Below are 18,755 nucleotides of genomic sequence, written 5' to 3' on the forward strand. Positions count from 1 at the left end.
GTAATTCTCCCCTCCCTGCAAGGGAGGGGTCGGGGGTGGGTGCGAGCCGAAGGCGAGCCCAACGAGCCGCGCCGATAAAAGAAAAGGTCGGGCATCGAGCCCGACCTTCTCTTAACCCACCCCCTGATCCCCTCCCTTGCAGGGAGGGGAGACTCAAACTTACGCCGCCTTTTTCAAATGCCGCCGGCCAAGCAGTTCGGCGATCTGCACTGCGTTGAGCGCGGCACCCTTGCGGAGGTTGTCGCTGACGCACCACAGGCTGAGCCCGTTCTCGATGGTCGAATCTTCGCGGACGCGGCTGACGAAGGTGGCGAACTCGCCGACGCACTCGATCGGGGTGATGTAGCCGCCGTCCTCGTGCTTATCGACCAGCATCACGCCCGGCGCCTCGCGCAGGATGTTCTTCGCCTGCGCCGCGCTGATCTCGTCCTCGAACTCGAGATTGATCGCCTCCGAATGACCGACGAACACGGGGACGCGCACGCAGGTCGCGGTCACCTTGATCTTGGGATCGAGGATCTTCTTGGTCTCGACCACCATCTTCCACTCTTCCTTGGTCGAGCCGTCATCGAGGAAGCTGTCGATGTGCGGGATCACGTTGAAGGCGATCTGCTTGGTGAATTTCTTGGGCTCGGCCTGGTCGCCGACGAAGATGTTGCGGCTCTGCTCGAACAATTCGTCCATTCCCGCCTTCCCCGCGCCGGACACCGACTGGTAGGTCGCGACGACGACACGCTTGATCTTGGCGGCGTCGTGGAGCGGCTTCAAGGCGACCACCATCTGCGCGGTCGAACAGTTGGGGTTCGCGATGATATTGCGCTTGGTATAGCCGTCGATCGCCTCGGGGTTCACTTCCGGCACGATCAGCGGAACGTCCGGGTCCATCCGGTAGAGCGAGGCATTGTCGATCACCGTGCAGCCGGCCGCAGCGAAGCGCGGCGCGTGGAGCTTCGATCCCTCCGAGCCGATCGCGAACAGCGCCATGTCCCAGCCCGCCGGGTCGAAATGCTCGATATTCTGGACCTTGTACTTCTTGCCGGTCTCGCCGAAGTCGATCTCGTCGCCCTGGCTGCGCGCCGAGGCGAGCACCGCCAATTCGTCGATCGGGAATTCGCGCTCGGCGAGGATGTTCAGCATTTCACGCCCGACATTGCCGGTGGCGCCAGCGACCACGACACGGTAGCCCATTTTCGTCCTTCCCTCAGGATCGTCGCGCAAAGGGCGACGAGCGGTTCATTTGGTGGTGATTGGTTGGGAATGCCAGCGCATTCCGGACTGCTTCGAAGCAAGCCATGCTTCGCGCGCCTGAGCGTCAGACGCGTTTGCTAATTCGCGGAGTAGTTCGCGGTTTTCGAAGCATGGCGCGCCTCTAACAGACCGAAAGCTGCGTGACGAGGGCATCTGGTGAAATAATTCTGTCGTGCGTGACAGCCTGCCTATTTGCCTTCCTTGCGATTGCCGCGCCAGAACAGCAGCCCCGCGACGATCGCTGCCGAGCCGACGCCGACTGCGGCACCGATGCCGAGCTGACGCGACGAAGGGCCCGCGCGGCGCTGCTTGGCGGCGGCCATCTCACGGACGATCGCCACGGTCTCATTGTCGTGGCTGTGGTCGTGCGCCGGTTCTTCCTTGGGATAGGGAGACTGGTTTTCGGCGGGGACGGGCGGCTTCTTGCTCATGATCTTCCTTACGGACGCTACGCATCAACGATCTGCTTAATGCGGCGGTTGCGTGCTTGGTTGCAAGCAGTCACAAGCCGGGCATGAATCCGCTCTACGCGCAAATGGGCACGACGATCTTCGAGGCGATGTCGGCGCGCGCGCGCGAAACCGGCGCGATCAACCTCGGCCAGGGCTTCGCCGACGGGCGCGGGCCCGAGGCGGTCCTGGAAGCCGGAGCACGTGCGCTTCTCGAGAAATCGAACCAATATCCGCCGATGGCCGGCCTTCCCGAGCTGCGCCAGGCGGTCGCCGATCATTATGTCCGCCACCAGGGCCTCGACCTGACGTCCGAAGAAGTTATCGTCACCTCGGGCGCGACCGAGGCGCTCGCCGCCGCTCTGTTCGCATTGATCGAGCCGGGCGACGAGGTCCTGCTGTTTCAGCCGCTCTATGACGCCTATGTGCCGCTAGTCCGCCAGGCCGGCGGGGTACCGCGCTTCGTCCGGCTCGAGCCGCCGCACTGGCGCATCGACCCCGCCGCGCTCGAAGCCGCGGTCACCCCGCGCACGCGGCTGCTGCTCCTCAACAATCCGCTCAATCCCGCCGCGACGATGTCCAGCGCGGCCGAACTGGCGATGCTCGCCGATTTCTGCGTCGCGCACGACCTGGTCGCGGTGTGCGACGAGGTATGGGAGCATGTCACCTTCGATGGCGCGCGCCATCTCCCATTGATCGGCTTCCCCGGCATGCGCGAGCGGACGGTCAAGATCGGCAGCGCGGGCAAGATCTTCGCGCTCACCGGGTTCAAGGTCGGTTGGATGTGTGCCGCCCCACAGCTCGCACGCGTGCTCGCCCGCGCCCACCAGTTCCTCACCTTCACCACCCCTCCCAATTTGCAATGGGCAGTGGCCGAGGGCCTTGCGACGCAGGATGCTTGGGTGCTGGAAGCGCGCGGCCGGTTCCAGGCCGGACGCGACCGGCTCGCCACGGGCCTCTCCGCCGCCGGACTGACAGTGCTGCCGAGCGCGGCGACGTACTTCCTGTCGGTCGACCTTGCCGCCTCGGGCATCACGCTGAATGACCGGCAGTTCTGCGAGCGGCTGATCGACGCCGGAGTCGTAGCGATCCCGGTCTCCGCCTTCTATGCCGAGGACCCGGTGACGACCGTCGTCCGCTTCTGCTTCGTCAAGGAAGACGCGACGCTCGACGCCGCGATTGCACGGATCGGCGCGTCAAAACTCGTCTGATCGACAGCCGGCCTCGCTTCGCCGCCGCCCGAGCAACCCTTGTTAAGCGCACCCGTTCGCCGGCCGGGGCAACGAGGAGTTGCAAAATGCGAACGATGAAAATGATTTTCCAGGGTGCCGGCATCGCGGCGCTGCTGGCAGCCACCCCGACGCTGGCGCAAAGCCGTATCGACCGGGCCCGAACCGCCGTCGCCGAGGCCACCGCCAAGGTCGACGCCGCCGAAAAGGCCGGCGCGGGCACCTATGCCACCGAATCCATGGCACGTGCGCAGGAGTCCCTGCGCGTCGCACGCGACCAGCTCGCCCGCGACCATCGCGATTCGACGATCACCGAGGCGCGCCGCGCGTCGGGTCTCGCCGATCAGGCGCTAGAGGAAGCCGAGCGCAACAAGACTGCCCAGGCGTCGAACGAGCGCGAGCAGCGTCTCGCCGCCGAGGCAGCGGCAAGCGCAGCGGCGCAGGATGCCGCCGCCGAGCGCGAGCAGCGCGCGGCCGCCGAGAGCGCCGCGGCACAGGCGCAGAACCAGGCAACCGTCGCCAGCCAGCAGGCTGCCGCCGCGCAGCAGGCTGCAACGCTCGCCGCCGCTGAAGCCGCCGCCGCGAAGGAGTCGAGCACGACGGTCACCACCACGACCAGCGCGCCGGCTGCCCGCTCCTATTCGAGCAAGCGGACTGTGGTGAAGCGCACGACCCGCAAGCCCGCGACCGCCACGGCGCCGCGCACCACGACAACCACCACCGTCGAGACGAAGAACAATTGAGGTAGGACTGTTCCCCGGCGAGGGCCGGGGTCCAGCTGCGAGCGGCCTCGAGGTCGCGGCTCGCTGTCTACTTGGCCGAAACTGGGCCTCGGCCGTCGCCGGGGCGCAGTGATTGGCTAGACTTTGTCCAATACCCCGCGCTCGGTGATGTACCCCGTCACCAGCCGCGCAGGGGTGACGTCGAAGGCCGGGTTGGCGGCGGGTGAATCGGTGACCCTGACAGTCGCGATGCCATCCTCCGCCGGCCCGGTCAGGTGGGTGAGTTCGTCGGCGCTGCGTTCCTCGATCGGGACGTCGGCGCCGGTCGCGGTCGTGGGATCGAAGGTCGTGTAGGGCAATGCGACATAGAAGGGCACCTTGTTGTCCGCCGCGGCGAGCGCCTTCAGGTAAGTGCCGATCTTGTTGCACACATCGCCATTAGCGGTGACGCGGTCGGTGCCGACGATCACGGCGTCGACCTTGCCCTGCATCATCAGCAGCCCGCCGGCATTGTCGGCGATCACCGTATGCGGCACGCCGTGGTTCGCCAGCTCGAACGCCGTCAGCAGCGCACCCTGGTTGCGCGGCCGCGTCTCGTCGACCCAGACATGCACCGGAATACCGGCATCATGCGCGAGGTAGATCGGCGCGGTCGCGGTGCCGTAATCGACCGTCGCCAGCCAGCCGGCATTGCAATGAGTGAGCACGTTGACCGGGCGATCGGGGTTCGCCGCATGCAGCGCCTTGAGCAATTCCAAGCCCTGCTCTCCGATCGCGCGGCATAGCCCCGCATCCTCCTCGCAGATCGCATCGGCACGCCCGAACGCAGCCTCGGCGCGCGAATCCTCGGGCAATTCCGCCACCGCCGCGCGGACCTCGTCGAGCGCCCAGCGCAGATTGACCGCGGTCGGCCGGGTCGCGAGCAGCGCGTCGTAGCTACGGGCAAGGCTGGCATCGCTCGGATCGACGGCAAGCGCCATCGCCAGGCCGTAGGCGGCGGTAGCCCCGATCATCGGCGCGCCGCGCGTCCACATCTCGCGGATCGCCACCGCGGCGGCATCGACGCTGCGCAACTCGACCCAGCGCACTTCCCAGGGCAGCAGCCGCTGGTCGAGAATCCGTACCCCCGCGCCGTCCTCGGTTCGCCCGATCGAGCGGCGATGCTGACCCTGCAGGATCATGGCAGCACCGCGTCGAGGCTCTGCACGTCGCCGCCACCTTCGCGCGCGATCAGCAACGCCGCCATCCCCGCGCTGCGTGCCGCGTCGACTTCGGCTTGGACGTCCGAGACGAAGAGCATCGCCGACGTCGGCAGCCCCAAAGTCGCGGCGATCCTAGTATAGGATCCGGCCTCGCGCTTGGGCCCGCTGGTCGTGTCGAAATAGCCCGACAGCAAAGGCGTCAGGTCGCCCGCGATCGAATTGCCGAACAGCAGTTTCTGCGCCGCGACCGAGCCCGACGAATAAATGTGCACCGCTATCCCCTTCCTTCGCCACCGCCGCAGTGCCACCGGCGTGTCCGGATAGACATGGCCCTTGAGCACACCCTCGGCATAACCCTGCGCCCAGATCATTCCCTGCAGCGTCTTCAGCGGGGTCGCCTTGCGATCCTGATCGATCCATTCGAGCAAAGTCGCCACCGGGTCGTCGCCCGGCACGTCGGCGAGGATCGGCGCAGCCTGATCGGGGTGCGCCGCAACGAAGTCGCGCAGGTGCGCGCGTGAATAGGGAAAGAGTTCGTCGGCTACGAACGAGATGCTGCTCGTCGTGCCTTCGATGTCGAGCAGGATGACCTGCGGCTCGCCCACGATCACGCCGGTTCGTGCCGCGGGAAACGGTCGGCGATCGTGTCGCCGGTGAAATCGGCGACCCAGCCCGCCGGATCGGTGAACAAGCGGATCGCGGTGAAGCGCGGGCTCGGCCCCATGTCGAACCAGTGGCGCATCCCGGCGGGGACCGAGATCAAATCGCCCTCCTCGCACAGCACTGCATGGATCTGCTCACCCTCGCGCAGCGTGAACAGGCCCTTGCCCTCGACGAAGAAGCGCACTTCGTCCTCCGAATGGCGATGCTCGGAAAGGAATTTGGTGCGCAGCGCCGCGCGCTCGGGATGATCGGGCGTCATCCGGATCACGTCGACGGTGCGGTAGCCGTTCTGGGCCTTGAGCCGTTCGACCTCGGGCGCGAAGGCGTCGAGAACCGCCTGCTGGTCGGCGTCGGCGGGGAGCGCGCGCAACGGCCATTGCTCGAACCGCACGCCGATCGCGCCGAGCGTCTCGGCGACCCGCGCCGGCACCTCGGTCTGCAGCAAGCGTTCGCCCTCTTGGGTATAGATGCTGAGCTGGGTCATTGCACCACTGCCCTTCTGAAATTGCGTTCGGCAAGCTCGGCCGCGATCAGCCATTCGGTGGCTTCCAGCACCCGCTCGGCTTCGTCCACATCCTTGCCCCAGGCATAGAGCCCGTGGCTGCGGATGAGATAGGCCGGCGCCGCGCCCTTCATCGCCAGCGCCGGAGCGACCGCCGCTTCGATCTCCGCCATGTCCTGGCTGTTGTCGACCATCGGCAGCCGAATCTCGCCTTCGTGCGAAGTCGTGCCGGGAAACGCCTTGAGCATCTCATGCCCGCGAAACACCCATTCGCCGGCTTCGCTCGCGGCACGGCTAAGGCCCACCGCCTGCGGCGAGTGACCGTGGAGGACCGCTCCTGCATCCGGAAACAGCCGATAGATCGCAAGGTGCAGCGCGGTCTCGGCCGAGGGTCTGCCGGGGGTGAGCGCCTGCCCCGCCGCATCGACACGCATGATCCCCTCCGAATTCAGCCGCCCCTTATGCGTCCCCGAAACCGTGACGGCGAAGCTGCCATCGTCTAGCCGGGCCGAATAATTGCCCGAGGTCGCCGGCGCCCAGCCGCACGCGTCGAAGCGTCGGCCGATTTCGATCAGCGCCGGCACGGCCTCGGCGAAGGGAATGGCAGTCATTCCCGCTTCCTAGCGCAGGACTATGACGGATTGCAGAAGGATTTGCTTTAGCGCGATCCGCGGGCGAGCGCTGCCTCGTCGACCTCCCCGGCCCCCGTGGTCCACGAGGACGGTCGCGCGCCTGGCGAGACCCCACCCATCGTCAACATCTCATAGGCGCCCCCCGCCAGGTCGCGCGTCTCCGCCGCGAGCCGCGGTGCCGCCGGCGTAGAACTGATCAGCGAGGTGCGCAGTCCGCCCAGGTCGGCGGTGAGCACGGGTTCGAGCGGGAGATAGAGCGGCGCATCGGCCACGTCGTCGACCACCAGCACCGTCCCGCCCATCGCGGTCAGCTCGAAAAGCTGGCGCGCAAACGCGTTGGGAAGCCGGATGCAGCCATGCGAAGCCGGATAGCCGGGCAGCACGCCGGCGTGGAGCGCGACGCCGCCCCAGGTGAGCCGCTGCATATAGGGCATCGGGGCGTTGCTGTAGAGGTTCGAGCGGTGGAACGCCTTCTTTTCGAGGATGGTGAACTCGCCGAGCGGCGTCTCATAGCCCGCCGATCCGGTCGAGACCGTGGTCACACCGGCGAGCCGATCGCCACGATAGACCAATGCCTGTTGCTGGCGGATCGCGACGACGATGCGGATCGGGGCGTCGGCGCCGCTATTCGCCTTGAGCAATTCCGGGGCCTCGAACCAGATCGACTGGCCGGCGCGCAGTTTCGGGATCGCGGGCTGCTCGATCGGCACGGGCGCCGCGGCGCTCGCCATCGCGACGGGAACGAGCGCCAATGCCACCGCCACGAACAGCGCGCGCACCCCATCGATCATCATCAAACCCTCATGCCCCGCGGGACTCCCGCATCGACTTCTTAAACCTTGTTAACCGATTTTGGTGCCACCGGCGAATCGTCGGCGATCGGTTGCGGCGGCGCTAAGGTTTAGTTCCCGATTTGCGATCGAACTCGGTGAATTGGGCAGCGATTGCGGTGAGTTGCGGGGAAAAGGCCGGGTGTTCACCCCATATCAAAGCTAAGCTTGGTACGAAGACCAAGCACAATAGCGGGTAGCGGGTAACCAGTGACGGAAAATCTCGATTCGGTGCAGACGCGCCGCGCGCTGATGCGGTCGGCGCTTGTGATGGCCAGTGGCGCGGTGGTCTCGGCCTGCGCTACGCGGACCTTGAAGCTGGCCAGTGCGCCCGCTCCGATCGTCCCGGTGCCGGCACCGATCCCGGCAGCGCCGGCGCCGGTCAAGGCCGCGGCCAGCGTGCCCGGCAACATCCGCCCGCAATTGTTCAAGCGCGCGATCGCCGCGCTCGACAAGCATTCGATCCGCATCCCGTCGCACGACCGCATCGCCATCGCCGACTTCGCGACGCCGTCGGCACGGCCGCGCTTCCACATCGTTCATCTCGGCAGCGGCGAAGTGCAGAGCTTCCTCGTCGCGCACGGCGTGGGCTCCGATCCCGAGCATACGGGGCTGCTTCACAGCTTCTCGAACGCCGTGAATTCGGAAGCGACCAGCGAGGGTGCGTTTCTCACCGCCGATTATTATGTCGGCAAGCACGGCGACTCGCAGCGCCTGCTCGGCCTCGACCCGACCAACAACAACGCGATGGACCGCGCGATCGTGGTCCACTCGGCCTGGTATTCGAACGCCGACATGATCGCCAAGCACGGCAAGCTCGGCCGCAGCCAGGGCTGCTTTGCGGTCGGCGAGAACGAACTTGCCAAGGTATTCGAACGACTTGGGCCGGGCCGGATGATCTATTCCGCCAAGGTCTGAAGGATCGAATTGCGGTCCGCGGGGTTGGCACTCGACCACGCCCCGGACTAGGACCATTGCATGACCGAAACGCTTTCTCCGGTCCTCCCCGATGAGGTTGACGCCGCTGCACGCAAGTTGCTCGAGCGTGCATGCGATGCGGACGTGTCGATCGCGACGGCGGAAAGCTGTACGGGCGGCCTACTCGCCTCCTTGTTCACCGATGTCGAAGGTGCGAGCCACGCGTTCGAACGCGGCTTCGTCGTATATACCAATGAAGCCAAGGCCGAGATGCTCGGCATCGCACCCGAACTGATCGAGTCCGAAGGTGCGGTCAGCGAAGCCGTCGCGCGGCGCATGGCCGAAGGCGCGCTGCGCTTCAGCAAGGCACAGGTGGCATTGGCGGTGACCGGATTTGCGGGTGCGGGTGCCCCCGGTGACGAGCCCGGACTCGTTCACTTCGCCTGCGCGCGCGATGGCCGGCCCACCGATCACCGCGAGGAACATTTCGGTGATGTCGGCCGCGGGCCGGTGCGGATCGAATGCCTGCGCATCGGGCTCGAAATGCTGTCGGAGGCGCTGTGATGGCGAAGTCCCACCCGTTTTTCTCGCTTCACCGCCAGGGAATGATCCGCGCCGGCGTCTGCACGCCCGCGGTGGTGGTCGGCAACCCGGCTGCGAACGCCGCCGCGACGATCACGCTGGCGCAGAAGGGGGATGCCGAGGGCGCCGACCTGCTCGTCTTCCCCGAGCTCAACGTCACCACCTACGCCATCGACGACCTGCATTTGCAGGATGCGATCCTCGACGCGACCGAAGCCGGCATCGCTGCGATCGTCGAGGCCAGCGCGAAGCTGAAGCCGGTGCTGCTGGTCGGCGCCGCGCTTCGCCGCAACGGCCGGCTGTACAATTGCGCACTCGCGATCGCCCGCGGTCGCATCCTCGGCGTAGTACCCAAGCAGTTCCTGCCCAATTACCGCGAATATTACGAGAAGCGCTGGTTCGCCTCGGGGCTCGGTCTGACCGGCCTCGACATTCAGGTCGCAGGCCAGACCGTGCCGTTCGGCACCGATCTGATCTTCGCCGCGTCGGATCTCGAGGATTTCGTCTTTCATATCGAGATCTGCGAGGATTATTGGGCGCCGACCCCGCCCTCGACCGAAGGCGCGCTCGCGGGCGCGCTGGTGCTGTGCAACCTCTCTGCATCGAACATCGTGATCGGCAAGGGCCGCGAGCGCGAGCTGCTTTGCGCGGCGCAATCGGCGCGCACGCTCTCGGCCTATCTCTACTCGGCCTCGGGACCGGGCGAGAGCACCACCGATCTCGCTTGGGACGGCCAGGGCCTGATCTATGAATTCGGCGAACTGCTTGCCCGCTCCGAACGGTTCGAACTGACCACCGAGGTCGTCTGCGCCGATCTCGACCTCGAGCGGCTTCGGCTCGAGCGGATGCGCGATGGCACCTTCAACGACAGCACGCGCTACGCCGATCATCCCGAGCTGCGCTTTCGCCGTGTCACCTTCGCACATCAGCCCGACATGGCCGATCGCGGGCTGGTCCGCCCGCTGCGCCGCTTCCCGTTCGTGCCCAACACCCCGGCGCGGCTCGAGGAGGATTGCTACGAAGCCTTCAACATCCAGGTCGAAGGGCTGCGCAAACGGCTCGAATCGACCGGCAGCAAACACCTCGTCATCGGCATCTCGGGCGGGCTCGATTCCACGCATGCGCTGATCGTCGCGTGCAAGGCTATGGACCGGCTCGGGCGTCCGCGCTCGGAGATCCTCGGCTTCACCATGCCCGGCTTCGCGACGGGCGACGCCACCAAGTCCAACGCCTGGGCGCTGATGCGCGCGCTCGGCGTGACCGGCGCGGAGATCGACATCCGCCCGACCGCGCGGCAAATGCTCGCCGATCTCGGCCACCCCTTCGCCGAGGGCGAGCCGGTCTATGACGTGACCTTCGAGAACGTCCAGGCGGGGCTGCGCACCGACTATCTCTTCCGCCTCGCCAATCAGCGCCAGGGCTTCGTCGTCGGGACCGGCGACCTGTCCGAACTGGCGCTCGGCTGGTGCACCTATGGCGTCGGCGACCAGATGAGCCACTACAACGTCAATTCTGGCGTACCCAAGACGCTGATCCAGTATCTGATCCGCTGGACGGTGAGCAGCGGCCAGTTCACCGCCGACGCGGCGCAGGTGCTGAGCGCGATCCTCGAAACCGAGATCTCTCCCGAGCTCGTCCCGGCCGATGCCGAGGGGAAGATGCAGAGCACCCAGGACCGGATCGGCCCCTATGAGCTCCACGATTTCTTCCTACATTATGTCGTCCGCCACGGGCTGCGCCCATCCAAGATCGCCTTCCTCGCCTGGCACGCCTGGCGCGACCGCGATATCGGGCGATGGCCGATCGACTTCCCCGAAGCGGAGCGCAATGTCTACGACCTCGAGATCATCGCAAAATGGCTCGAGACCTTCCTGTTCCGCTTCTTCCAGACCAGCCAGTTCAAGCGCTCGGCGATGCCCAATGGCCCGAAGGTGTCGGCCGGCGGCGCGCTCAGCCCGCGCGGTGACTGGCGCGCGCCGTCGGACAGCGTCGCGACCACCTGGATCGAGGAATTACGCCGCGCTTTGCCCTAGCGGCGCAGCAGGCCGGCGGTCTTGCGAAGCAGTTCCTGCGTCTCGAACGGCTTCCACAACACCGCGACGCTCGTTCCGGCAACCGAATTGAGCTTCTCGGTATCGGCGAAGCCGGTGACGATGATCACCGGCAGATCGGCCCTGTCCGCGCGCACGCGTTGCACGACATCTACGCCGCTGAGCCCCGGCATCGCGAAATCCACGACCAGAAGATCGGGCTGCACGCTACGGACCAGTTCGATCCCGGACGCGCCATCTGCCGCCTGATGCACCGCGGCGCCGGCGGCCCCCAGGATGTCGGCGAGCGAGCCGCGGACCTGCGCATCGTCGTCGACCAGCGCGATCGTGCAGCCGGTGAGATCGACTCGCGCATCGGCACGTGCATCGTCGCCGACGACACGGCGCGGCTGTCCCGCCGCGACGCGCAGGAACAGCGTGATCGTCGTGCCCTCGCCCTCCGTGCTTTCGATCGCGAGCGATCCGCCCGCCTGCCGCGCCACGCCGAGCGCCATGGAGAGTCCCATGCCGGTGCCCCTCCCCGCACCCTTGGTAGTGAAGAAAGGCTCGGCTGCGCGCGCACGAACCTCTGCCGGCATCCCGGTACCGGTATCGGTCAGCGTCAGCGCGACATAATCGCCCTCGGGCAGGTCGGGCGCGACGAGACCGCTGCGGCGCTCGGCGGCGATCGTCAGCGTGCCGCCCTCGGGCATCGCGTCGCGCGCGTTGAAGGCAAGGTTGAGCAGCGCCAGCTCGAGCTGGAGCGCATCGACTTCGATGTTGAGGCCGGGATCGATCCGCTCGACGCGCACGCGGCCGAGCGGCGCGACTGCGCGCTCGATCAGATCCTTCACGCCGCCGACCAGCTCGATGAGGCGCACCGAATCGAGATCGATGCGCTGCTTGCTCGAAAAAGCGAGGAGCTGCCCGGTGAGCAGCCGCCCGCGTTCGACTGCGTTGAGCGCACTCGCGCTCCATGCCACGACGCGGTCAATATCGTCGGGCTTGCGCGAGATCAGTTCCAGATTGCCGGCAACTGCCTGCAACAGGTTGTTGAAATCATGGGCGATCCCGCCGGTGAGCTGCCCCACCGCCTCGAGCTTCTGCGACTGGAGCAGCGCCGCCTCCAGCTCGCGCCGCTGGGCGCTCTGCTCGCGAAGTTCGGCAAGCGCGGCATCGCGCTCGGCCACCATCGCTTCGAGCTCGGAATTTGCCGCAGTCAGCTGCGCGCGCGAGGGCATCGTGATCACCTTCGAGACGAGGGGCCAGAGCGCGATAGCCGTCGCGATCGACGTTGCCGCGGCAAAAGCCTTAATGATGGCCTGCAAGCCATAGAAAGGATGCCACAAAGTGACAATGCTCATCAGATGGATGAAGCCGTCCGCGGCCAGGAAGAGCGCGAAGCACCAGAACATCCAGCCAAAAGCGAAATCGCGTCGACGGCCTATCAGCACTGCCAGCCCCAGCGCGATCGAGAAATATGCGAAGGCGAGGATCCCGTCGGCGGCGACGTTCGACCACAAGAGTTCGGGACGCCAGGCCATGGCCGCTCCATGCGGCGCGTAGCTGCCATTCGACAACGCAGCCAGGAAGCTCAGCATGCCAAATCCCTAACCTGCGAACGAGTCGCGGAAGTAACGCGCTATAGACGCTTGAGAATCCTGGCCCACCTAAGGGAAATGCCAGAGGTCTATCGTATCAGAACGGTAACGCGCGGCGCTCGGCTGCGCTCCGTCGGGCGAGTTCGATGATCCGCAGCCCGGCAAGTGCGTCGGCAGGCGAAACCGGCGGCGCGGTCCCGTCGCGGATCGCCCGCCCTACTCCTGCGTAGAAGTGCCTATAGTCGCCTTGCTCGGATGGGATTTGCTCGCGCGACCCGTCGCTCGACACGAGCACGCCATGTTGCGACGGATCCTCGATGCCGTGCGCGGGATCGTCGGCGCGGCCCCCGGCGCGCAACTGGGCTTCCTGCGGATCGACCCCATGCTTGACGAAGCTCGCCTTGGTGCCGTGGACGGCGAAGCGCGGGCGCGGCTCCGGGACGATCGCGGCAGAGGATAGGATGGCGCGCATCCGCCCATAATGCAGCGTCAGCTCGAAATAATCGTCGACCAGCGAGCCCTTCCGCTGCGCTATGATGTCGGCGGTTACGCTTTCCGGCGGACCGAACAAGGTCAGCGCCTGGTCGATCAGATGCGGCCCCAGGTCGATCAGGACGCCGCCGCCGGGCCCCGCCTCCTCATGCCAATTGCCGCGCAGCGCCGGGCGGAAGCGATCCCAACGCGCCTCGTAGAGCGTGATGTCGCCGAGCCTCTGCTGGTCGAGCAGCGTGCGCAGCGTGCGGAAGTCGCTGTCCCAGCGACGATTATGGAAGACGCTGAGCACGCGCCCCCGCGCCTCGGCAAGCGCGATCAGCGCCTCGGCATCGGCGACGGTGTTAGCAAAGGGCTTGTCGATGACGACGTGCTTGCCCGCTTCGAGCGCCGCCTTGGCCAGCGGGAAATGCGTGTCGTTGGGCGTCGAGACCACCACCAGCGCGATCTCGGGATCGGCAAGCAGGGCCGCGACCTCGGGCACCACCGCCACGTGCGGATAGCGTTCCTGGACCGCCGCGGCGCGCGACGTGACGATCGCCGCAAGGTCGAGCTCGGGGACCGCATCGATCAGCGGCGCATGAAACGCCATGCCGCCCAGGCCATAGCCGATCAGTCCGGTGCGGATCATGCGAAGCTCCTTTTGCCCGTCGCGCAGCTCGCCTTATGCCGTGCAGCCGGACTTTCCAATCACTGGTCCGACACACTGCTTGCAATGTAGGATTCCAACTGCTTGCCTCGGGCGGCCGGGATCGCCGTCACGCTCTTTGAACCGTCGCATCGATCGGACGTACGGGGCCGGGTCTATCGAACTGCGTTGTGCTTCCGTGTGACCTTGGCGGCGCGAAACTTGCGGTGTCGCATAGGTGCCGCGTGCATGGTGCATCAGCGACGCCTGTATGTCGCTTACGTGTCCCCTGGATGGTGCGTCAGTGGCGCGTGGGTGGCGCGTGGGTGGCGCGTGGGTGGCGCGTGGGTGGCGCGTGGGTGGCGCGTGGGTGGCGCGTGGGTGGCGCGTCGCGGGCGACTAGATGGCGCGCTCAGTCAACCGCGCCCAGCATAAAGAACGCTAGATCAATGACTTACGTATTCAATGTCTTCCCGCCCCCCAATATCGTGTCAACCTTGTCAACCGACTGGCCCGCTAGATTGGAGACTCATAAAAACTGCCGGTCCGCTAGCGCCCCAGTTGCGGACATTGGGGGCTATGGCCAAAATGGGGAGATGAGCAGCTATGAATGGAACGGCGCACCTCCCACCGTCCTGCAACGGGTAGTCGCTGCGGTGTACGGGGCGATACTGCTCGTCGCGCTCGCCAACACCTGCTTCGAGTGGCGGCTAGTAGGAGACTACGGAAAACAGTTTTCTGCGGGCTGGACACTGGTGGGAGCGATATTGTTCCTCCGCTTCATGCCGGCTGTGCGCCGCACGAGGTGACCGCTTTCCACCCAGTCTCGGACGTTCAGCCTTTGCGCTGTGAGCGGTCGTTTAAGGATTCACGACCTAGATCGCGTACTTCGCCCGCTGCGGCCGGCTGAGCATCGCATTGGCCTCGTCGTCGCCGATGAAGCGCTCGGCTTTCGGATCCCATTTGAGCCGCCGCCCGGTCTTCATCGCGGTCCAGTGGAGCAAGCAGGTCGAGCAGGCGCGGTGCCCTATCTCGGCGGGCGCGCTAACCGGCACACCGGTGAGGATCGCGTCGAGCCAGTTGCGATGCTGCTCGGGCACCTTGAGCAGATGGACTTCATTGGGACCGATCACGCTGGTCAGGATCTTGGGATCGCTCGCCTGCAGCGGCTCGACGGGCTTCGCACCGGCGCTCGGGTCGCTCGCAGTGACCGCGCCACTCCGCGTCACGAAAATCCAGCCCCGGTCGCCAATGAACTTCACGCCGTTGGTCAGCGCACCCGACACCGTCATCGTCACGCCATTGGCATAGCGCGCATGCGTCTCGAACGGGCCATGGACGTTCCACAGCCCACTCTTGGGAAATTCGGCCTTGCCCCAGATCTCGACCGGGCCCGAATGCTCCATGTCCATGCCCCAATGCGCGGTATCGATATGGTGCGAGCCCCAGCCGGTGATCATCCCGGCGCCGAACTGCTCGATCCGCAGCCAGCCCGGCCGGTCCTCGAATGCATTTTGCGGATGCACGCCGATCTCGGTATACGGGATCTCGGGCGTGGTGCCGAGCCAGGCGTCGTAATTGAGGTTCGACGGGATCGGCATCGGCGGCGCCTCGGGCCCCGATGGGTCACCGGGCAGGCCGACCTCGACATGGCGCAGCTTGCCGATACGCCCGTTGCGGACCAGCTCGCACGCGCGGTGGAATTGCGGCCACGGCTCCTGCCCGCGCTGCTGCGAGCCGATCTGGACGACCTTGCCACTTGCCTTGACCGCATCGGCCATCCTGCGGCCCTCGGAGATGGTCAAGGCGGCCGGCTTCTGGAGATAGACGTGCTTGCCGGCGCGTACTGCGTGCACCGCCTGCGGCGCATGCTGGTGATCGGGGGTCGAGATCAGGACCGCGTCGATCTCCTTGTTCGCAAGCAGCTCGCGATAGTCGTGATACATCCGCGTGCCCGAATAGGGCTTGCCGGTGCTCGCAGTGTAACGCGAGTCGACCAGTTCCTTGCCCGCGCCCAGGCGGATCGTGTCGACGTCGCACACCGCGACGATCTGGGCGTCCTTGTGCTTGTGGATCTCCTTCATGTCGTGTCCGCGCGAAATCCGGCCGACCCCAATCGCGCCGATGACGACGCGGTTCGACGGCGCGTTCTGGCCGAATACGGTCGAGGGCACGATCATCGGAGCGGCCACAACGGCACCCGTCTTGAGAATTCCGCGTCGAGTTGTTTCGAAAGGCATGAGGGATCCCTCCAAATTCTTTGTCAGCCCAGCTTGGCCGGGGTCGCATTCTTCTGCGCGGTCAGCACCAATTCGGCGGCAAGCAAGGCCTGGTCCTGGTCCTGCGCGATCGCACTGCGCTCGACCACGTCGGTCACGAATTGCGGGCCGAACGGCAACGGCACCTTGGAACAATCGATATAGCGCACGCCCTTCTTATCGGTCAGGAACAGGTGGTTGGCGCCCGGCCTCCCGGCGATGTCGACATATTTGCGCAGCTCGATCGAGCCTTCGGTCCCGACGAGGAACAGCCGGCCGTCGCCCCAGGTCGGCAGCCCGTCAGGCGTGAACCAGTCGACGCGGATATAGCCGGTACCCCCATTGCCGGTGGCGATCATGTCACCGAAATCCTGGAACTTCGGCTTGTCGGGCCAGTGGAAATTGCCGGTCTGTGACGCGACGACGTGCGCCTTGGTCGAGCCGGTATAGAACAGGAACTGATCGGCCTGGTGGCTGCCGATATCGGTGAGGATGCCGCCGTAGCGCGCCGTGTCCCAGAACCAGTCGGGGCGGCTGGGTGCGCTCACCCGGTGCGGGGCTAGGTTGACCGTCTGAATGACCTTGCCGATCGCGCCCTGGGCGACGAGCTCGCCGGCATAGACGGCGGCGCGGACCTCGAGCCGCTCGGAATACATGATCGCGAACTTCTTGCCGGTCTCCTTGATCGTGCGGCGCACCTCGGCAAGTTGCTCGAGGCTGGTGATCGACGGCTTGTCGCCGAGGAAATCCTTGCCCACACGCATTGCCCGGATGCCGAGCGGCGCGCGCAGATCGGGGATCGGCGCACCGAGGATGAGCTGGATGCTCTTGTCGCCGAGGATCTCGTCCTCGCTCTTCGCAAGCCGGACGCCGTTGCCGTAGCGCTGCTGGAAGGTCGCGATGAGCTTGGGGTCGGTCGCGAAGAAGGCCGCCGGCGTGCCGCCGCCGCGGATCATCGCATCGGTCATGCCATAGATATGCGCGTGATCGAGCCCGATCACGCCGAACTTGATGCGGTGCTTCGCGGTCGGCTCCGGGGCAGAGGGCGCAGCGTCGGCGGAGACGCCATTGCCCTGGGTCTGCGACTGGGCGGCGAGCAGTTCGGGCGGCAGGGCGGCGGTGATCCCGGCCAGTCCAGCGCCGGTGAGCATCGTGCGGCGGTGCATTCCAGTCTCCTCAATGCGCCGGGGTCGCGGCGGTCTTCCAGTTTATGACGTGATAGGTCGCGGGTTTTGCACCTACGTTGCGCAATGCGTGCGGCGAATTGGAAGCATTGAAGATCACCGAACCTGGGCCGAGGCGCTTCCAGACCCCACCGCTCAGCGTCTCGACGGTGCCCTCGCGGATTATGACCAGTTCCTCGTTGGGATGCTGGTGCGGTGGGTGTGAGGCGAGGCCGGGATTGAGTGTGGTGACGTGCATCTCGAGCTCGTCGAGCGTCGCGGTGGGCTGGCGGACGAGCGTGCGGATCGCGCCGACATCGGTCGGTTTCGCCGCCATCTGCGTCCAGTCGAACACCGCAGGGCCGAGCTTTGCCGACGGGGTTTGCGCCGCGGTGACGGCCGCGCCGCCGGTCAGCATTGCGATGGCCGCGACGCACACGTCTCTATGCGTAATTCGCAACTGCCTCTCCTCTCGTTCCCCTGCCAAAACAGGAGTCCAGGCTTCCTACCGGTCCGCGTGTAATCCTTGCCGCCTGCTTTCGCGGGAGCACGAATCCGGTCGCCGGCTCAGCTTACGCAAAAATGATGCCGACGGAACCTATTGTCTGAGAATATCGTAACGAGCGTCAGATCTTCCGCGCTCGCAGGAAGGGTTCGATCACCGTGGCCATCAGGTCATAGCCCTGGTCGGTTGGGTGGACGCCGTCATTGGCGAGGCCCGGCTTCATTGCCCCCGCCTCGTCGGCGAGCACCGGCCAATAGTCGATCCAGGTCGCGCCGGCGGTCCTGGCATGGCTTTTGAGCCAGGCGTTGATCGCGCGGATCGGCTTGACCGTCTCCACCCCCGGCCGCCACGGGAAATGATCCGCCGGCGGCACCGAGGCAAGCAGGACCTGGATGCGATTGGCCTGCGCGATCGCGCTCATCATCCGGAAATTGTCGAAGGTCTGGTCGAGCGTCATCGGGCCCGTGTTGCCGGCAACGTCGTTGGTCGCCGCCATAATGTGCAGGTAACGCGGCTTCAGCGCGACGACATCGGCCATCATCCGCAGCACCATCTGTGGCGTGGTCTGTCCGCTGATCCCGCGCCCTACCCGCCCGGACTTGAAGAAAGCGGGGCGCTGGCGGCGCCAACCCTCGGTAATCGAATCGCCGAGGAAGACGATATTGGTCGTGGTGCCCGCCGCAAGCAGCGCGCGATTCTCGTCGGCATAGCGGCCGAGCGCAGGCCAATCCTCGCGCAACTGGCGCTGGCGCTTGTCCTCGGCGCCTTGCTGCACCTTGGCTTGAGCGGCGAGCGGCAACGCTAGCGCGCCGGCAAGGAAACCGCGGCGAACAATGGGTGGCATGCGCTCTCCTGTATCGGCGGGATCGTCCCAGGGCATTTTCGGGCAAGCTTAACGGCCGAAAGAAAGCTGGCAAGCACGCACCGCCGCTGCCGTTACTATAGTCGAGCCCGGAACGGGCGCGGTTCCGGGCTCTGTTCGGACAGCGATCCGCGCCCCTGTCATGACCCGCGGCCGGGATATCTCGGCCGCGGGTCAATAGTTGCTCGCACTCGCCCCCGAACTTCGCTTATTAGCACCGCGATTCAGCCGTGTTGCAG

Annotated in this window: 19 protein-coding genes; 6 read left to right on the top strand and 13 right to left on the bottom strand. The window is 66.0% G+C overall.

All coding sequences use genetic code 11. From position 1 onward, the window contains the following. Positions 1–159: 159 nt before the first annotated feature. Together AC3WJI_RS14445 and AC3WJI_RS14450 are read right to left on the bottom strand one after the other, a co-directional pair. Positions 160–1,188 carry an aspartate-semialdehyde dehydrogenase gene (locus AC3WJI_RS14445; RefSeq protein WP_492757977.1) on the bottom strand — a complete coding sequence of 343 codons (1,029 nt, stop codon included), beginning with the start codon at positions 1,186–1,188 and terminating at the stop codon, positions 160–162. 248 nt (positions 1,189–1,436) lie between these two features. Next, positions 1,437–1,679: a hypothetical protein gene (locus AC3WJI_RS14450; RefSeq protein WP_492757978.1), complete on the bottom strand. Its 243-nt coding sequence runs from the start codon at positions 1,677–1,679 to the stop codon at positions 1,437–1,439. 83 nt (positions 1,680–1,762) lie between these two features. Between AC3WJI_RS14450 and AC3WJI_RS14455 the strand changes: the two genes are divergently transcribed. Further along, positions 1,763–2,908: an aminotransferase gene (locus tag AC3WJI_RS14455; RefSeq protein ID WP_492757979.1), complete on the top strand. Its 1,146-nt coding sequence runs from the start codon at positions 1,763–1,765 to the stop codon at positions 2,906–2,908. Between the two features lie 86 nt (positions 2,909–2,994). Further along, a complete protein-coding gene (locus AC3WJI_RS14460; protein WP_492757980.1) occupies positions 2,995–3,669 on the top strand; it encodes a hypothetical protein in 675 nt (224 codons plus the stop codon). Between the two features lie 116 nt (positions 3,670–3,785). Here the strand turns inward: AC3WJI_RS14460 and mtnA are convergent, their stop codons facing one another. The 5 genes from mtnA to AC3WJI_RS14485 are packed head-to-tail and all read right to left on the bottom strand — an operon-like array spanning position 3,786 to position 7,441. Next, positions 3,786–4,829, bottom strand: a complete 1,044-nt coding sequence (mtnA, locus tag AC3WJI_RS14465; RefSeq protein WP_492757981.1) for an S-methyl-5-thioribose-1-phosphate isomerase — start codon at positions 4,827–4,829, stop codon at positions 3,786–3,788. After that, a complete protein-coding gene (mtnC, locus tag AC3WJI_RS14470) occupies positions 4,826–5,455 on the bottom strand; it encodes an acireductone synthase (protein ID WP_492757982.1) in 630 nt (209 codons plus the stop codon). The genes mtnA and mtnC overlap by 4 nt, the downstream gene beginning before the upstream one ends. A gap of 2 nt (positions 5,456–5,457) precedes the next feature. Further along, positions 5,458–5,997: a 1,2-dihydroxy-3-keto-5-methylthiopentene dioxygenase gene (locus AC3WJI_RS14475; RefSeq protein WP_492757983.1), complete on the bottom strand. Its 540-nt coding sequence runs from the start codon at positions 5,995–5,997 to the stop codon at positions 5,458–5,460. Further along, positions 5,994–6,626 (bottom strand): methylthioribulose 1-phosphate dehydratase, encoded by a 633-nt coding sequence (locus tag AC3WJI_RS14480; protein ID WP_492757984.1) that lies wholly within the window; start codon positions 6,624–6,626, stop codon positions 5,994–5,996. The genes AC3WJI_RS14475 and AC3WJI_RS14480 overlap by 4 nt, the downstream gene beginning before the upstream one ends. A gap of 47 nt (positions 6,627–6,673) precedes the next feature. Continuing rightward, the gene (locus AC3WJI_RS14485; protein WP_492757985.1) at positions 6,674–7,441 is read right to left on the bottom strand and encodes a L,D-transpeptidase family protein; all 768 of its coding nucleotides are present in this window, start codon (positions 7,439–7,441) and stop codon (positions 6,674–6,676) included. A gap of 306 nt (positions 7,442–7,747) precedes the next feature. On the opposite strand from AC3WJI_RS14485, the gene AC3WJI_RS14490 reads away from it, so the two are divergent. From AC3WJI_RS14490 to AC3WJI_RS14500, 3 genes are read left to right on the top strand one after another with little or no spacing between them, the layout of a single operon-like run. Next, positions 7,748–8,395, top strand: a complete 648-nt coding sequence (locus AC3WJI_RS14490) for a murein L,D-transpeptidase catalytic domain family protein (protein ID WP_492758016.1) — start codon at positions 7,748–7,750, stop codon at positions 8,393–8,395. A 60-nt stretch (positions 8,396–8,455) separates the two neighbouring features. After that, positions 8,456–8,959: a CinA family protein gene (locus tag AC3WJI_RS14495; protein WP_492757986.1), complete on the top strand. Its 504-nt coding sequence runs from the start codon at positions 8,456–8,458 to the stop codon at positions 8,957–8,959. Next, complete coding sequence (locus tag AC3WJI_RS14500; protein ID WP_492757987.1) at positions 8,959–11,010, top strand: NAD(+) synthase; 2,052 nt, start codon at positions 8,959–8,961, stop codon at positions 11,008–11,010. The genes AC3WJI_RS14495 and AC3WJI_RS14500 overlap by 1 nt, the downstream gene beginning before the upstream one ends. On the opposite strand, the gene AC3WJI_RS14505 is transcribed toward AC3WJI_RS14500, so the two are convergent. Continuing rightward, positions 11,007–12,608 (bottom strand): response regulator, encoded by a 1,602-nt coding sequence (locus AC3WJI_RS14505; protein WP_492757988.1) that lies wholly within the window; start codon positions 12,606–12,608, stop codon positions 11,007–11,009. The genes AC3WJI_RS14500 and AC3WJI_RS14505 overlap by 4 nt on opposite strands. A 97-nt stretch (positions 12,609–12,705) precedes the next feature. Continuing rightward, positions 12,706–13,731, bottom strand: coding sequence for an oxidoreductase (locus AC3WJI_RS14510; RefSeq protein WP_492757989.1), 1,026 nt, complete (start codon positions 13,729–13,731; stop codon positions 12,706–12,708). Positions 13,732–14,324: 593 nt separating this feature from the next. On the opposite strand from AC3WJI_RS14510, the gene AC3WJI_RS14515 reads away from it, so the two are divergent. Next, entirely contained in the window at positions 14,325–14,537 is a 213-nt protein-coding gene (locus AC3WJI_RS14515) for a hypothetical protein (protein ID WP_492757990.1), read from the top strand. A 66-nt stretch (positions 14,538–14,603) separates the two neighbouring features. On the opposite strand, the gene AC3WJI_RS14520 is transcribed toward AC3WJI_RS14515, so the two are convergent. The 4 genes from AC3WJI_RS14520 to AC3WJI_RS14535 form a co-directional block, all read right to left on the bottom strand. Next, entirely contained in the window at positions 14,604–15,908 is a 1,305-nt protein-coding gene (locus AC3WJI_RS14520; RefSeq protein WP_492757991.1) for a Gfo/Idh/MocA family protein, read from the bottom strand. An 83-nt stretch (positions 15,909–15,991) separates the two neighbouring features. After that, positions 15,992–17,152 (bottom strand): Gfo/Idh/MocA family protein, encoded by a 1,161-nt coding sequence (locus AC3WJI_RS14525; protein WP_492757992.1) that lies wholly within the window; start codon positions 17,150–17,152, stop codon positions 15,992–15,994. 10 nt (positions 17,153–17,162) lie between these two features. Further along, positions 17,163–17,567, bottom strand: coding sequence for a cupin domain-containing protein (locus AC3WJI_RS14530; protein ID WP_492757993.1), 405 nt, complete (start codon positions 17,565–17,567; stop codon positions 17,163–17,165). Positions 17,568–17,775: 208 nt separating this feature from the next. Continuing rightward, positions 17,776–18,498, bottom strand: a complete 723-nt coding sequence (locus AC3WJI_RS14535; protein ID WP_492757994.1) for a GDSL-type esterase/lipase family protein — start codon at positions 18,496–18,498, stop codon at positions 17,776–17,778. Between the last annotated feature and the right edge of the window lie 257 nt (positions 18,499–18,755).

It is taken from the genome of Sphingomonas sp. FW306-1B-B10E, from assembly GCF_058782005.1.